We start from the raw sequence: 16236 nt of genomic DNA on the forward strand, positions 1-16236 counted from the left end.
ACACCCCTGCGACCGCTCTTTCCCTTCGCGCCCCTCTCAAGAGGGGAATCTCTAAAAGGTATTTAAATCGTTGTTAAAAATAAATCACAAACTCCGTCTGCTGATCAGCCACCGTTTTCAACGAAAACTCAAAGCCGTGGTTCAGCATGATCTCGCGTACCAGGGTTAGGCCTATCCCCTGTCCGTCTTTTTTGGTGCTGAAGAATGGGGTAAACAGGTTGGCATTTTGCTCGGCTGTGATGCCTTTGCCTGTATCGGTAATAACGAGCTTTTTTTCTTTGAGGTTGATGGTAAAGGTTACCGATCCCTGGTCATCAATAGCCTCAATAGCGTTTTTTACAATGTTAATGAATGCCTGCTCCAGTTGTTGTTCATCAGCCATGATATTAACCGGTTCTTCGGGTAAATGAAGGACTAACGCCACATTTTTTTCTTTGGCACGGATATTCATCAGCTTTACTACCGATGCTAAGAGCTTTTGCAATACTACAGGCTGTTTGTTGGCCGGCGGCAGTTTCACTAAATCGGCAAAATTGCGCATAAACAGGTTAAGGTTCTGGTTCCTGTCCATTGCAACCTGCAGGGCATCTTTTATTGGGTCGAAATCATGACCGGCCCAAAGCTGATCGGTTTTCATGGCCGATTGCATGATGGAATTTACCGGGCCTATGGTATTGTTCACCTCATGCGCCATCATCCTGATCACTTTGCCATAAACTTTCTTTTCTGCTGCCAGGATCTCGGCTGTCAAATCCTCCAGCATAATAAAATGGCGCGAAAATCCCCGGTCGATAAAATGCGATTTTTGGAGTTTGAATGAGTTGATACCGTCCAGCTTAACTACCTCCGTTTGGCCCGATTTAAGGGCTTTGATATGTTTGAAAATGGGGTGATTGAGTTCACCAATCAATTCACCAACCACGGCTTTTTCATCAATACCCAAAACCTGCAAAGCTTTAGGGTTTATTTGCTGCACACGGTCATCAAAATCAAGGATGATGATACCTGTTGGCGAAGTGTGGATGAGCTTTTCTAAAAAGAAATGCTGTTGCTCCTGTCGTGTCCGTTCGGTTCTTAGCTCGTCCATCATTTGGTTATAAACATCAATCAGCGCGTCAACCTCGTGCTTGCCGGTTGAAAGGAATTTCACATTAAAATCTTTATCTTTAATAGCCTCAACGCCCTGCATCAGCGTTTTTAGTGGCTGAATGAGCTGCCGGTAAAGCTGCACGGCAATTACCGAAGAGATGATCACAACCACCTCCGATATGATAAAATAGATCTTGTTATCGTTGAAAATAAAATAAGTAAGCACCAGGTTAGCAGGTGCAGGATCACTACGAATAAAATGTATTTAGTCCTCAGCTTCATCGTACGGGATCTGGTATTTTTCGAGCCGCCGGTACAGGGCGCTGCGCGTGAGCCCAAAGCGGCAGCAGCCTTGCTTATCTTGTTTTTATGATGATCTAAAGCCCTTTTTATCATTTCTACTTCAACCTCTTCTAAAGTTAAAGTACCCACCCCGGCAACTGGATATTTCCTTTTTTAACTGGTGATAATTCCAATTGCGACCGAAAATCATCAATACTCAACTCATCCCGCCGGCTCACCAAAATGGAGCGCTCCACCAGGTTTTTCAACTGCCTTATATTGCCCGGTAAAGGCAACTGCTGTAACCACTTCATAGCAGATGGCGCTACCGACAAATTGGGCCGGTTATAGATCTGCTTCAAGTTATTAATAAAAAAGCTAACCAGCAATGGGATATCCTTTGGCCGCTCGCGCAGGGCCGGCAGGTAAACAGTAATCAGGTTGATTCGGTACAGCAAATCCTCGCGAAAAGTACCCCGGGCCACCATCTCGTTAAGGTTTTTATTTGTGGCGCATACAACACGGGTATCAACCGTTTTTGTACGGCTGCTGCCCAATACCTCATAGGTGCGGTCCTGCAATACACGGAGCAGCTTTACCTGGCTGCCGGCATCCAGGTCGCCTATTTCATCTAAAAAAATGGTGCCTTTATTTGCCATTTCAAAGCGGCCTACCCTGTCAAACCGGGCATCAGTAAACGCTCCGCGGATATGGCCGAACATTTCGCTTTCAAACAAAGAGGTAGAAATCCCCCCAAGGTTCACCTTGATGAATGGCTTATTACGGCGGAGACTGTTTTGATGAATGGCTTCGGCTATCAGCTCTTTACCTGTACCGCTTTCGCCCATGATCAGCACCGATGCATCGGTTGAGGCTACCCGGCCAATGGTTTCCAGGATATCGAGCATCCGGGGATCTTCGCCTACAATATTTTCAAAGTTGTAGGTTTTATCCAGTTGCTTACGGGTATGGTGTTCGGTCTTTTTATCCTGCAGATCGAGCAGGGTTTTAACTGATTGAATAAGGTACTCGTTATTCCAAGGCTTATTGATGAAATCATTGGCGCCCAGTTTCATACCTTTAACTGCCAATTCAATGCTCCCCCAGCCGGTGATAAGGATCACGGGGATAGCGCTGTTAAAAGCTTTGATCTTTGCAAGCAGTTCCATTCCCTCCTGCCCTGATGTATCTATCGAAAAATTAAGATCTAAAATGACCAGTTCAGGGGCCTTTTTCTTAATGATCTTAAGGGCTTCGGCAGGCTCATCGGTACCTGCAGCATCATACCCCTCGCTTTTTAGCAGCAGGATCAGCGAGGTGCGTACGGCAATATCATCATCAATAACCAATATCATAACAGGCGGTTAATATCGTAATTATTCTTCGTGTAATGCAACAGCCGGGTAAATAGCCGCGGCCTGTTTGCCGGGGTAAAGCGAACAAATGAGCACCAGCAGGTAAACAAACAAAACAGATATTAATATCCCTTCGATATAAACAATTGCAGGCAAATCAAAAACGTTTAGCAATGGAAACTGGGCCGCGAAAAAGGTCCCGATAATAAGGGCCAGCGTTGCCAGGATCATAGATTCGGACACTAATTGGGCTGATACCGCGCCACCTGTAGCACCAATGGCCCGGCGTAAACCTATCTCTCCCCTGCGCTTATTAATATTATACCACAATACGCCAAACAGGCCCAGCGCCACGTTAATCACCAGGAATGTGCTCACGATAGCCAATATGATCATAGGCACCAAAGCAAAGTAGTTAGCATCGGTTCGTTTACTGGCAAGGTGTTCAATTTCGATATTGGCATTTTTCATATAGTTGGCCATTGTTTTGTACAGTTTACCTTCAAAGGCAGCATCGGCACCATGATCAACCTTTACCAGGATCTTATCGAGCCAGCGGAATGAGCCTGTATCCGTTCTGAAATACATACCGGCCCTGGGTTTAAATAATCTCCATTCTTTTTAATAGTTTGAATTACCCGACTACCTTAAACTTGTTTTTATCATCATCGTTGCCTAAAAGTTTCCCAACAGCAGGTTCTTTACCAAACGTAGCTTCCTTTAAAGCAGCATCAATAATGATACTTTTGTTTTTGCCAACCACATCTTCCTTATCAAACCAGCGCCCTTCTAATAAAGTAACATTCATTACTTTTTGATAGTAATCTTCAACAGTAAAATTATTAAGATGTTGAACGTGCTTACCCCTGAAAGTCAACCCGCTTTCGTTTGTTCGTGATGAAAACGGAATATTGCCACTAACAAAAGTGATTTCTTTTATATTGGGTAATGATTTTATTGTTTTGCGAAGCGTTTCGTAATAAAGATTAAGTGAATCCACATTTTTGGTTTGGTATGAATTGTTATAATTAATAACCCATACATCCTGGTAATCAAAACCATGGCTTTTTGTAATTGTTATAGTAATACATCATAAGTGTAAATACCGCAAACAATACCAGGAAGGATACCAGCATCTCGGTAATGAGCAGAAAGTTCTGCTTCTTTTTATTCCAGATGAGTTTAAATAAATGCTTGAACATAATATTTTGATTTAAAAGTAAATGACCATTAAGCTTTTAATGCCGTAACCACGTTCAGTTTTGACATGCGCCAGGCCGGATAAACGCCAGATAACAGGCCAAACACAAGGCAAACCAGCAATCCAATAAATAAAACTGTAAAGTTGATGCTTAACTCAAGATTGGCTATGAGGTTGGCGTTATTGATGGCAGAAAGCGCAATCAGCGATAAAACAATCCCAATTAAACCACCCAATAAAGTAAGTATCAGGTTTTCGACAATAAACTGGTAAACCAATGTTTTTGACGAGGCACCAAAAGCCTTCCGTACGCCAATTTCTGACGAACGTTCCATAATACGGGTGATATTGATGTTAACCAGGTTAAGTGTTGGCAGCAAGGTAAAAATGAATACAAATATGCTTATGGCCGTAACTACTATGAATACGCCAGAATGTTCTTCGTTTCCGGTATCAACATAACTCCTGAAAAAAGTGTTGGCATGGCTGTAAAGGTGTTTAAATTCCTTTCGTTCAACAGGCACCCGTTTTATAATATTCTCATATTCGGCCTTCATTTTGGGGACATCCCCTGGCGAGTTGGCAAGCAGAATGCCCAGATAACCGCCCAGATAACCTTTGCTTTTATAATCTTCTTTTGATACTGTATAAGGCAGATAGATATCGCTGTAAAGCATATAATTAGTCACCGGTACGTTTTTCACAACGCCAATCACCCTGTAATTTACGTTATCAGCCTCAATATACTTCCCTACTACATTGGCAACGTCACCAAAATATTGTCTCCGCATATCTTCAGATATAACAGCAATACGATCTGCATTGCTTACCTGCTGCTTGTTAAACGGTTTACCTTCAGTAAAATCATAATCCAGCACATCCCAGTAATCGGCATTGGTGTATTTGAAGTTTACAGCTATCTTTTTGTTGTTGACATAGGTATTGGTGCCCTTAAACATAGATGATATGGCAACCTTTACAGGGGTTTTCATCATACCCGTATAATGGCTTAAAAAATAATAAGATAAGGTACTCGACATCATATTATTATCCCCCGACTCCTGGATCCGGGTAATATACAATGACCTGTCACGCTTTTTATCCGGGTAGTTATCACCAATTACCTTATCAATAAAAGCTGTTAAAACTATCAGGATGGTAAGCGTAAAACTAATCCCGAACAAGCTGATGAATGTAAAAAACTTGCGGCGCTTAAGTACCGCTATGGCTATTTTAAAATAATTTTTAAGCATAACTTCTAATGTTAAAACCGGTTAATTACTGAACCTGGGCGCCATCAAACAGGCGCACCAAACGGTGGGTTTTGTGTGCCATATTTTCATCATGTGTTACCATTACTATGGTAGTGCCATCGTTACGGTTAAGGTTAAGGAGGATCTCCATGATCTCATTGCCCATGGCGCTATCCAGGTTACCGGTTGGCTCATCGGCCAAAATAATTTCTGGCCTGCCCACAATGGCCCTCGCTATGGCCACACGCTGACGCTGACCACCAGACAGTTGTGTAGGAAAATGTTTTAAACGGTTAGCAAGCCCTACCTTTTCCAGTGCTTCGGCAGCCAGTTCACGGCGTTGTTTGGCGGTAGTATCCCGGTAAAGCAACGGCAGCTCTACATTGTCAAGCACCTGCAGGTCGTTAATAAGATGATAGCTTTGAAAAATGAAACCCAGCTTTTTATTCCGGAAAGCTGCCAGTTGTTTATCATTCATGCCTTCTGTTTTTTGATCGTCAATCCTGATCTGTCCTTTTGAGGGCGCGTCAAGCAGGCCCATAATATTAAGCAGGGTGCTTTTACCGCAGCCCGAGGGGCCCATGATGGATAAAAATTCGCCTTTGGCAATATCAAGGCTTACGCTGTTCAGAGCCAGGGTTTCTACGGTATCGGTGCGGTACACCTTTTCAATGTTTTGTAAACGTATCATGAGTGATTAATTATTGATTTAATGAATTAGTGATTTAGTGATTTAGTGATTTTTATTGTTTATGTGTGTTTAGATTTCTGTTAAATAAATTATTGAATTAGTTATAGGTGATTTTTTTGTTTGTTTCAAAGTCGTAGAGCGAAAGGTAACGCAACTGGTAGTAAGCTCCCCAAAAATCACGGAGGGCGGCTACATAATCACGCTGGGCCTGGTCGTTTTCGCGGAAGGCTATGCCAAGATCGGTAATGCTCAGGTCGCCTAAAACATAGCGTTCACGTGCTATCTGGTATTTTTCGGCTGCTATGCTATCGGCCTGCGCGGTATAAACCAGTTGCTCTTTCATTACATTAAAAAGCGATACCTGGGTTACTATCTGCTGTTTAAAAGTTTGTTTATCCTGCTCAACAGCATACTCGGTAAACTGCTGGTTGGCTAAAGCCGTTTTAGCACGGGATTTGGATCTGCCCCAATCCAGTATCGGTATAGAAAGCTGTACCTGCAGCAATTGCTGGTTTTGAGGGTTCTTGTATACATCAGGAATATTGGTAGCTGTATTTGAAAAGCCCAGGCTGGCAGTAAGCGTGGCGGTTAAACCATTTTGCCCTTTGGCTTTAGCCACATCCCGTTTTGCTTCTGCAATACGGCGTGAAAAAGCGATGGCATCCGAGCGGTTAGCATAAGCTTCGGCCAGCACTTTATCTGATGATACGGTCATCTGGCTAATATTTTTCGGTACTACCAGCACTATCCGCTCACTCCCCTCCTGCCCCGTAAAACTGCGCAGGTTCAGTGTAGCAATCTCCATATCGCGCCTGGCTGTACCAACGGCTTTCTGCGCGTTGATCTTTTCCAGCTGTAGTTGCAGGATCTCGTTTTTAGATACCTTTCCTAACTCGTACTTGAGGTTGGCTACCTTTAAGATTCCCTGGGTATTAGTTAAGTTGGTTTCGGCAATCTTGAGGTTTACCTGGGCCAGCAGCAGGTCGAAAAAGTACCCTTCCACGTCAACCGCTATCTTTTCCTGGGCTTCAATGTAAACCTGCTTGCTTTCGTTAAACTTTAAAGGTTCAATTTTTTTATCCCATTTAAGGCTGTTGAACTGAAACAGCGGCTGTGAATAATTTATACCGTAAGGGATACCGTTATACAATACATTATGCCTGTCAAAATCATCAAACCGCTGCAATTGTGTGGTGCCATAAATAGTACCGCCGGTAGCTGTAATACTTTGGCTAAAATTAAGTTGTAACGACGAGTTGTCATTATGAATAGGCTGGAAAAGTATAGTGCCATCGGGCTGCTGCACCTGCGAAAATGTTTTGGTATAGCCCGGTAAAGTACCGCTTAATGCCAGCTGCGGCTGGTAGTTTGATTTATAGGTGCGGTATTCCCAGTACTTGGTTTCGCGTACAGTAGCGGCCTGCTTGGCGGCTATTGAATTGGCTTTGGCCAAATCAACTACCTGCTGCAGGGTTAGCCGCAGGGTATCGGTGCCACTGTGAGCCAACGCCGCCGAACTTATGATTAATAATAGTATTATGTATAAAAATTTCATGATGCCCGATTCTATTTTTTAACCGTTTTTAATCTGTTATGGCTACCCAAACCGTTGTTGGTGTTGTCACCAACAACGGTTTGGGAAATTTTTTAATTCCCTCCCTTGGGAGGGGTGTGTAGGCATGCGTAGTGGCAGGGAGGGGTTTATCCGCCATTTAAACGAATTGTTTGTCCACGAATCGCACAGCCCTCGCTTTTTTGTTTCTTCCAGGGGCCTGCCGTGATAACACCGTTGTGTCATAAGCTCCTGTTTTTCTAATTTTTCACCGTCACTTCCTTCGAGTTTTTATATTCGCTCATATCCGATGTGATTATCACATCATCAGGCTTTACGCCGCTCTGTATCTCCACATAATCAAAATTGGTGAGACCGATATGTACCGTGCGGCGTTCGGCTTTACCATTGTTCAGCACAAAAATATCCTGAACAGAAGGGCCTTTAAATGCCGGGCCATTAGCCACGCGCATAATTTTATTATGTGTAGCCGTCACCAAAAAAACGTCGACTTTCATGTTGGGCCGGAGCAATTTGCTGGCCCGGTCATCCAGCTGCACATCAAACGAAATGATGCTGTTTTGTACCGATGGGGATACGTTGCTTACATGTCCCCTTAGCTGATCATCATTGATCCGCACAATAACCGGCAAGCCGCTATGCAGCTGATCGGCAGAGTTATCAGAAATACTGCCCTGGATCCTGAAACTGCCCAGATCGGCAATCCGTGCCAGGGTTTCACCTTCGTGAATGTTGGCGCCAATATTTCTGTTTACATAGGTGATCACTCCTGCCCGTGTTGCCACCACATTGGCCAGGTCAAGTTTACGTTGTAATTCTTTCAAATCGTTTTGCTGGATATTTGCCGCTATTTCGGCTTCTTTAATCTCCAGCTGCATGGTTTGCTGCTTGCTTTTGATTTCGTTTTCCAGTTGCTTTTTTTCAAGCTGTGCAACTTTGAGGTTAAGCTCGGCCTGTTCGATATTTTCGCGGGTGCCGCCACCTGCTTTATACAGGCGTTTAGCATTTTCAACGGCATCGGCAAGGTTACTGATGTGGAGTTGCTTAATATCGTTGTTGGATTGGATGTCGTAGAAGCTTTTGTTCAAATCGAGCTTGAGTTTGCTGATCTCGGTGCGTTTGGTTTCGAGCTGAAACTTTTGTTTTTCAAAATCGGTTTGGGTAGCCGATTTATCCAGCGTTAATATCGATTGGCCGGCTTTAACCTTATTACCGGCATCCATCAGCGCACTTTTGATAGATGCATTTATCGGGCTGGTGATAATTTCTTCAAACTCAGGCAAAACCTCGCCAGTGGCGTTTATGGTATTTTCGATATTGCCGATTTCAACTTTGGCGGTTGTAATTTCGGCCCTGGTAATGGTTGATTTAATATATCCGCGCAAAAGCATTACGGCAAGCACCAAAACAGCTATGCTGATAATGATGACAACCGCGCTTTTTTTGCGTTTGGCAGCTGTAACTTCAAGTGTAATTTCCTTATCCATTGTGATAAATTTGGATAAGGTTTTGCAAGAGCTATACCAATATTAAAACATTAATTACCAATAAGTTATATATTTTTAATTTTAAAAAAGTGATCGATATCGGACAAAATATTCAATACCGACCGTTGATTCTTTTTTGATCGCGTTGATTTCGCTGATTTATTTTTATATCGTTGAGTTGTTGTTCATGCCCCCTCAGGGTCCTCTGCGAGAGACCCTGAGGGGACGAAAAATGCAATTCATTTAGATGCTGCAAACCTTTTACACCTCTGGTGCAAGTCCATAAGTTGAACCTGGCGATAACCTAAAAATCAGAGTAATCTGCCGGGCGCAGAAAGATAATATCAGCATGGGAAACGTTATGCTGGTACTCGGCTTTAGCCGAAAGCGTTTTCCAGTAAGCATCTTTACCAAAAGTGTCCCAATGCTTGTCCCTGTCTTCTTTGCTGTTAAAAGTGGTCATGTACATTAAATTAGGCATATGACTGCCCGCAATAACCTCCGAATAAAAAACGGCATTAAAACCAAGCCGTTTAAACAGGCCTATTTCATCGCCCACATTAAACATGGTTACCTTATTGACATTGTATTTTTCGGTAGGACTTTCATAACTACGCAATTCATAAACCCTATCGGCTTTTTTAGCGGTCAAATTAGGCACCGCTGTTGAAGGCATGCCCGGAAACGCCTGTAGTATAATTGTTTCAAAACGGGTATAAGGCTGATCATTATAAGCGGCGTCAATGTAATCCTTTCCATCCGCAAGATATGCGGCATCGGCCTGTAACTTTTGATCGATACCCATTAACTTGTCCCATGATTGAAAGGGTGTAAATACATATAACAGCTTCGCGGTATCTGCCTGGCTTACAGGCTTAAACACACCGACATTCTTAATGCCGGCCCGGTGCAGCGCAGGTATATAGGCCTGTTCTAAATACTTTTCAATGGTATTTTCCTGCGCCTGGGTTTTGTAATGGTATATTTTAAGCTGATAATAATTACGTGCCGGTGCATTTGCCAATGCCACTGCAGCGATAAATAAACAGGTAAAAAAAGCGATAGATGATTTTACAAAAGGTTTCATAACTGCGTTATATTTTCGAAGTAAATATAATGTCAATTCATTAAACCTGCATTATGTCCGTTTATATATTTACCCCATTTTTCAAGCATCTCCATTAAGTCAGAAAGTTTCATGGGCTTGCTCAGATAATCATTCATCCCGGCGTCAATACATGCCTGCTTATCTTCAGGCATTGCGTTTGCGGTCATGGCAATAATTACCGGTTGGTCCTGCATGTTACTGCGGATAAAGCGCGTTGCTTCCAAACCATCCATATCGGGCATTTGTACATCCATCAAAATAAGGTTGTAATGTTTTGCTACCATAGCATTTAACGCAGCATGGCCATTTTCGGCAATATCGGCGCTATAGCCCATTTTACTTAACATATGCATAGCAAGTTTCTGGTTTATTAAATTATCCTCAGCTATCAGGATGCTCATGGGGTAATTTTTAGCAAAATCTTTAGAAAACGCCGTTTGCACCTGGTGGTACTCAGTTTTAATACCGCTGCCGGCTTTTAACTGCTCAACTATATGCTTATGTAACAGATTATGCTTTGTAGGCTTAGTCAATACCGCGTTAAATACATTGTCTTCCCGTTTGCTTTGTTCGCTGCCTATCGAGCTTAATAATACAATGGGCATTTCAGGAAATTTCCGTTTTACTTCTTTAGCCAGCTGCAGGCCATCCATCTCGGGCATGCTCATATCTGTTATCAGCAGGTCAACATGCTCATCCTGATCGTTAAGCACTTTTAACGCCTCAGTTGCCGATGCCACAACTACAGGATCATATTTCCACTGCCTCAGCTGCGTGTCAATTATATCGCGATTGGTAGCATTGTCATCGACAAATAAAATACGCTTGTTTTCAAGCTCGGCAAGGTTAAGGTAAACGTAATTTCGTTTTACCTTTTGCCCCACTTTTGATTTTATGGTGAACGAGAAAGTAGTCCCCCTGCCTATTTCACTTTGTACGCTGATTTCGCCGCCCATTAGCTTAACCAGTTTTTCGCTTATAGCCAAGCCTAAACCAGTGCCGCCATATTTACGGGTTGTACTTGAATCAACCTGCGAAAACGGCTTAAACAAACGCTCCAGTTTATCCTCGGCAATGCCGATGCCTGTATCCCTTATTTTAAAGATCAATTCCAGGTCGTCATCTTTTTGTTCTTTTACCCCCACCAGTATAAAAACTTCGCCCTGGGTGGTGAATTTCACAGCATTGCCTACCAGGTTAATCAGGATCTGTCGAAGACGTATCGAATCGGAAATAATTTGAACCGGCACATTATGTTCAACCTGGTAAACCAAATCAAGGTTTAACCGCGAAGCTTTCTCAGCAAAAACATCCAAAACACCTTCTATGCAATCGCGCAGGTCAAAATCCTCTTCATCAAGCTCCATATTGCCCGATTCAATTTTAGAAAAATCGAGGATATCATTAATAACCGTTAACAGGGCATCGCCGCAATTTTTTATGGTTTCGGTATACTCCTCCTGCTCACTGGTAAGCCGGGTACTGGCCAGCAATGTTGCCATACCGATAACACCGTTCATAGGTGTCCGGATTTCATGGCTCATGGTAGCCAGGAAAATACTCTTGGCTTTATTGGCGCTTTCGGCTTCTTCACGCGCTTTTTCTGATGCCTCACGGGCCAGGCGTTCATTCGCGGTCATTTTTACCAGGCTTTCGGTACGTTCCTTTACCTGACGTTCCAGTACGGTTTTCTGTGCTTTCAGAAATTTAATCCGGTATTTGAAAATAAAGTATACCAAAGCAACAATAGTTACCGCGGTAATTAATTTAAACCACCAGGTTAACCAAAACGGCGGCACAATAGTAATTTTCAACCCCGCTGAAGGTGGCGACCATAACCCTGATGTATTCTGATACTTTAACTTAAATGTATACTCGCCCGGTGGCAAATTGGTGTATGAAGCAGTATTCCGGCTTCCCACATTGTTCCAGTCTGTGTCGAAGTTTTCGAGTATGTAACTGTACTTCTTTTTATCAGATGAAGAGTAATCAAGCGCCGCATACTGTAATGTAATTACAGATTGAGTATAGGATAATTTAATTGATTTGGTGTCACTTATATCTTGTTTTAAGGGCGATGGATCATCCTTGCCGCGGGCAATTTTCACTGTTTTATTGAACAATTGAAAATTGGTGATAACCAGGGGCATAAAGGCGGATGGTTTTAAGATCTGTCCGGGTGTAAAGGAATTAAAACCGTTAATCCCTCCAAAAAAGATCCTGCCATCCTTCGTTTGCAGGGCCGAATGTGATTTAAATTCTTCATCCTGTAAACCATCTTCAATAGTATAGTTTTTAAAGGTTTGCTTAACCGGATCGTAGTTGGATAAGCCATTATTGGTACTAACCCATATGGTGCCCAGCTTATCTTCGCGCACAGCATAAATGACATCGCTTGGTAAGCCATTTTTGGTCGTAAACGCCGTAAAATGTTTGGTAACCGGGTTAAATAGATTAAGCCCCGAAAGTGTACTGATCCAGATGCGGCCCTTGCTATCCTCAAACAAATCGGGGACACTGTTATTGCTGATGCTGTTACGCCTCTCGTCGTGCTGAAACCGGGTGAAGGTACCTGTTTTCCTATCCATCAAATTGAGGCCGGCATCAAAAGTACCAACCCAAAAATTGCCGTTATGATCCTCAAGCAGGGAATATACCCTATCGCTGCTGATACTTTTAGGATCATTAGGATCATAATTAAAAGCCGAAAATGCGCCCGACTTTTCGTCATACAAATCGAGTCCGCCGTTATAGGTGCCTACCCAGATGCGGTTGTCGCGGGTTTGGGTAAGGGCATAAACATTGTTATTACTTAAGCTGCCGTGCTTTGCCACGTCATGTTTAAAACCGGTAAAACTGCCGGTGCGGGGATTAAACCGGCACAAACCATCTGCCCAGGTACCTATCCAAAAGTCACCTTTAAAATCCTGGATGATGTTCAATACATAATTTCCGGTCAGGCTATTGGCGTTAGCCGGATCATTCACATAATGTTTAACGGTACCATCCTTATTAAACACATTAACACCGCCCCCGTCGGTGCCTACCCAAATATTACTATCCTGATCTTCATGCAGGCACAGTACAAAATTATTGGCCAGGCTGTTTGGCGATGAGCTATGCCTGAAATGCGAAAAACTTTCGGTACTGCGCTTATACAGGTTAATGCCGCCACTAAATGCCCCAAGCCACATATTCCCCATCCTATCCCGGCAAATACTGTAAATGGAATTACCATTCATACTGCCCCTGTCAATATCATCATGCTTATAGGCTGTTATTTTTCCGGTTACAGGGTTCAGGATATTAACGCCATTATTTTCGGTACCTACCCACAAATTACCGTTCAGGTCCATGTTTAATGCCAAAACACTATAGCCAGAGTTAGAGCCGGAATCTTTTTTACTCTCAAGGTAATGTTTAAATGTGCCTTTTCCCGGGTCAAATAAATTGAGCCCGCCATCTTCCGTCCCTATCCATAACCTGCCCTCAATATCTTCGTATATAGCAATTACATAGCCTCCTGAAATACTGGCGTTTACCCCCGGCTGGCTTTGATATCGTGTAAAAGTTTCCTTCTTTCTGTCAAACAGATTAAGGCCGTGGTTCAGGGTACCAACCCATAAACGGTGCTTGGAGTCTTCTTTTAATGCGGTTACATCATCGTCACTTAATGACGACAGGTCGGCCTCGTTGTGTTTATAATGGGTAAATTTATTTTGGTAGATATCAAACCGGTCGAGCCCACCTTTTTGGCTGCCTATCCATAAAATACCATCATGATCAAATATCAGCCTGTTTACAAAATTGCTTGAGATGCTGTTTGAATTGGCGCTGTCATGAAAGTAATGTATAAACTTACCTGTTTTGCGGTCGAGCTTATTTAAGCCAAAAAGCGTGGCCAGCCATATGTTGCCCTCTTTATCTTCGGCAATGTCTGATATCAGGTTACTGCTTAATGAATTATCATCCTGGATACTGTGCTTATATATCACAAAGCTATACCCGTCATACCGGTTAAGGCCGTCGCGGGTACCTATCCACATAAAACCCCGGCTATCCTGAATTATGGTACTCACATTAATTTGTGATAAGCCCTCCCGGGTGCCGATATGCTCAAACTTAAGGTTCCTATCTTGCGCAAACCCGTTTCGGGTAATCAACAAGGCAACCACAACAAACAAATATTTATAGATATTCAAAATAACAGGCGGTGTTGAGTTTTAATTTTCGTGAAAATCCGTTCCTTAAAAAGAGAAACAGAATGGTTTATAGTTAACTTATACGGCTATAATATTTATAAGTTTAATGTAGACAAAAAAAAGCAATGATATAAAAACTGAAAGCGAAATACACAAAGACCAAAGCTAACAGACTGATTAGTAAATACACTATGTAAATAGCGACAGCGCTTAGCAACCGTAGATTTCGCCTTTAAATATCATAAAAAAAGCCTCCCGGCATTACCGGGAGGCTTATCATATTTTCAAAAATTAGTAGCGCTGCTTACAGCTCTCTTACCCAAATATTGCGGAAGCTAAGCGGTTCGCTCTTATCGCCATGGGCCTGTAACTTAATTGGCGACGGGCCATGTTTTTTGCCTTCGTACGATGGTTTTCCGATGTATTGTGTAGGACCAAGCAGCTCAAAATTATTTTCAACCAGTACACCATTGAAAAATACGGTAGCCCTTGCTGCCGATTTCAATGAACCGTCTTCATTAAATACAGGGGCGGTCCAAATTACATCATAAACATTCCACTCGCCGGGTTTACGACCAGGGTTTGCCAGTGGGATCACTTGCTTATACAAGCTGCCTGCCATGCCGTTAACATAAGTTTTGTTTTCGTACGAATCTAAAACCTGTAGCTCATAGCCTGCGTCACCTTTACCTATCGAAGCTAAGAACACGCCGCTATTGCCGCGGGCCTGTCCGCTGCCTGTAATGTTTGCAGGCACTTTCCACTCAATGTGCAGTTGGTAGTTGCCAAAACTTTTTTTAGTTTCGATGTTACCGGTAGCTTTATTTACGGTAAGTACATCACCTTTAACCAGCCATTTAGCCGGAGTTTTATCTTCAACAGAAACCCATTCGTCAAGGCCTTTACCGTTAAACAAAATAATTGCGTCTGAAGGGGCATCGCCTAAATTTTTGCCCGGTGTAACTACCTTAGGTACCGGCTCCCAAATCTCGGTGTCTTCCGGTTTGGCATTTTGCGCGTTTGCCATGAAGCAGCTGCCTGCTAAAAGGGCGGTTAGTATTAATGGATATTTCATCTCTCTAAAATAATTGGTTTAAACGTGAAGCGTATTTTTAAGGTATGAAGCACTTTTTGCAATGCTCACATACGGATCAATATTGGTATAGTTTTCCTGCTCAACAATAAAGTGCTTAATGCCCGCAAGTTTAGCTTTACCCAATATGGTTTTGAAGTCGATATCACCGTTACCTATTTCTGTATTTAGTTCGGCATTGGTTTTATCCCTGTCTTTAACATGCACAAAAGCGAAACGGCCGGGGTGTTTTTCAAAAATCTCAACCGGGTTTTTTCCGGCGCGTACTACCCAGTAAAGATCCATTTCCATGGCCACCAGTTTAGGGTCGGTGTTGTTAAGTACTACATCGTAAAAAGTAGTATCACCGACAGGCGCCCACTCAAAGTTGTGGTTATGGTAACCTAATTTTAAGCCCGATGCTTTCAGGATCCCGGCAATCTTATTCATTTTCTCGGCAACGCCTTTGCAGTCGTCAACCGTTTTAATAAAGTTGTGGTTTAAAGAAGGGATAATAATATGTGACTGGCCAATGGTATTGGCAACCTCAATGTATGCGTTCAGGTCGTCAGTTTTACCAGAGCCAAAGTATTCGTCCAGTCCATAATGACCGCTTGGAGTTGTTAAGCCATTATCTTTTAAAAGCTGACTAAATTCTTTACCTTTTAATCCCCAATAACCGGTTTCTTTGTTAAAACCAAAGGTTTCAACTTCGTTATAACCGGCTTTTGCCACTTGTGCAATAACACCTTTAACATCTTTGGGTAACTGATCGCGCAGGCTATACAATTGCAGGCCCACTTTATTTGAAGCTTTCGCCGATACCAATTTCGGCGTAAGCATTGCGCCTGCTGCCATTAATCCGGCTTGTGCTAAAAATGTTCTTCTGGTTGTCATGTATTTGTTTTATTAGTTTAGCTTTT

Annotated in this window: 14 protein-coding genes; all 14 read right to left on the minus strand. The window is 42.8% G+C overall.

Annotated elements, in window-relative coordinates; genetic code table 11:
* Positions 1-73: 73 nt before the first annotated feature.
* Complete coding sequence (locus DIU38_RS13790) at positions 74-1315, minus strand: sensor histidine kinase (RefSeq protein WP_208809238.1); 1242 nt, start codon at positions 1313-1315, stop codon at positions 74-76.
* Positions 1252-1485 carry a hypothetical protein gene (locus DIU38_RS34890; RefSeq protein WP_407716482.1) on the minus strand — a complete coding sequence of 78 codons (234 nt, stop codon included), beginning with the start codon at positions 1483-1485 and terminating at the stop codon, positions 1252-1254. Before DIU38_RS34890 ends, DIU38_RS13790 begins: the two co-directional genes overlap by 64 nt.
* Positions 1486-1508: 23 nt before the next feature.
* Positions 1509-2726, minus strand: a complete 1218-nt coding sequence (locus DIU38_RS13795; protein ID WP_208809240.1) for a sigma-54-dependent transcriptional regulator — start codon at positions 2724-2726, stop codon at positions 1509-1511.
* A gap of 21 nt (positions 2727-2747) precedes the next feature.
* The gene (locus tag DIU38_RS13800; RefSeq protein ID WP_149354097.1) at positions 2748-3314 is read right to left on the minus strand and encodes an ABC transporter permease; all 567 of its coding nucleotides are present in this window, start codon (positions 3312-3314) and stop codon (positions 2748-2750) included.
* Between the two features lie 46 nt (positions 3315-3360).
* The gene (locus DIU38_RS13805; protein WP_167516171.1) at positions 3361-3726 is read right to left on the minus strand and encodes an ABC transporter permease; all 366 of its coding nucleotides are present in this window, start codon (positions 3724-3726) and stop codon (positions 3361-3363) included.
* A 52-nt stretch (positions 3727-3778) separates the two neighbouring features.
* Positions 3779-3928 carry a hypothetical protein gene (locus DIU38_RS33035; protein WP_167516172.1) on the minus strand — a complete coding sequence of 50 codons (150 nt, stop codon included), beginning with the start codon at positions 3926-3928 and terminating at the stop codon, positions 3779-3781.
* A 28-nt stretch (positions 3929-3956) separates the two neighbouring features.
* Positions 3957-5180, minus strand: coding sequence for an ABC transporter permease (locus tag DIU38_RS13810; RefSeq protein ID WP_112657988.1), 1224 nt, complete (start codon positions 5178-5180; stop codon positions 3957-3959).
* A gap of 25 nt (positions 5181-5205) precedes the next feature.
* Positions 5206-5871 carry an ABC transporter ATP-binding protein gene (locus DIU38_RS13815; protein ID WP_112657986.1) on the minus strand — a complete coding sequence of 222 codons (666 nt, stop codon included), beginning with the start codon at positions 5869-5871 and terminating at the stop codon, positions 5206-5208.
* Positions 5872-5968: 97 nt separating this feature from the next.
* Positions 5969-7426: a TolC family protein gene (locus tag DIU38_RS13820; RefSeq protein ID WP_112657984.1), complete on the minus strand. Its 1458-nt coding sequence runs from the start codon at positions 7424-7426 to the stop codon at positions 5969-5971.
* A 257-nt stretch (positions 7427-7683) separates the two neighbouring features.
* A complete protein-coding gene (locus DIU38_RS13825; protein ID WP_112657982.1) occupies positions 7684-8931 on the minus strand; it encodes an efflux RND transporter periplasmic adaptor subunit in 1248 nt (415 codons plus the stop codon).
* A 304-nt stretch (positions 8932-9235) separates the two neighbouring features.
* Positions 9236-10018, minus strand: a complete 783-nt coding sequence (locus tag DIU38_RS13830; RefSeq protein WP_112657980.1) for an NIPSNAP family protein — start codon at positions 10016-10018, stop codon at positions 9236-9238.
* 32 nt (positions 10019-10050) lie between these two features.
* A complete protein-coding gene (locus tag DIU38_RS13835; protein ID WP_146750321.1) occupies positions 10051-14118 on the minus strand; it encodes a hybrid sensor histidine kinase/response regulator in 4068 nt (1355 codons plus the stop codon).
* 427 nt (positions 14119-14545) lie between these two features.
* Positions 14546-15316: a 3-keto-disaccharide hydrolase gene (locus DIU38_RS13840; RefSeq protein ID WP_112657976.1), complete on the minus strand. Its 771-nt coding sequence runs from the start codon at positions 15314-15316 to the stop codon at positions 14546-14548.
* A gap of 18 nt (positions 15317-15334) precedes the next feature.
* Positions 15335-16210: a sugar phosphate isomerase/epimerase family protein gene (locus tag DIU38_RS13845; RefSeq protein WP_112657974.1), complete on the minus strand. Its 876-nt coding sequence runs from the start codon at positions 16208-16210 to the stop codon at positions 15335-15337.
* Between the last annotated feature and the right edge of the window lie 26 nt (positions 16211-16236).

It is taken from the genome of Mucilaginibacter metallidurans (genome assembly GCF_003286435.2).
Taxonomy (GTDB): Bacteria; Bacteroidota; Bacteroidia; order Sphingobacteriales; family Sphingobacteriaceae; genus Mucilaginibacter; species Mucilaginibacter gossypii.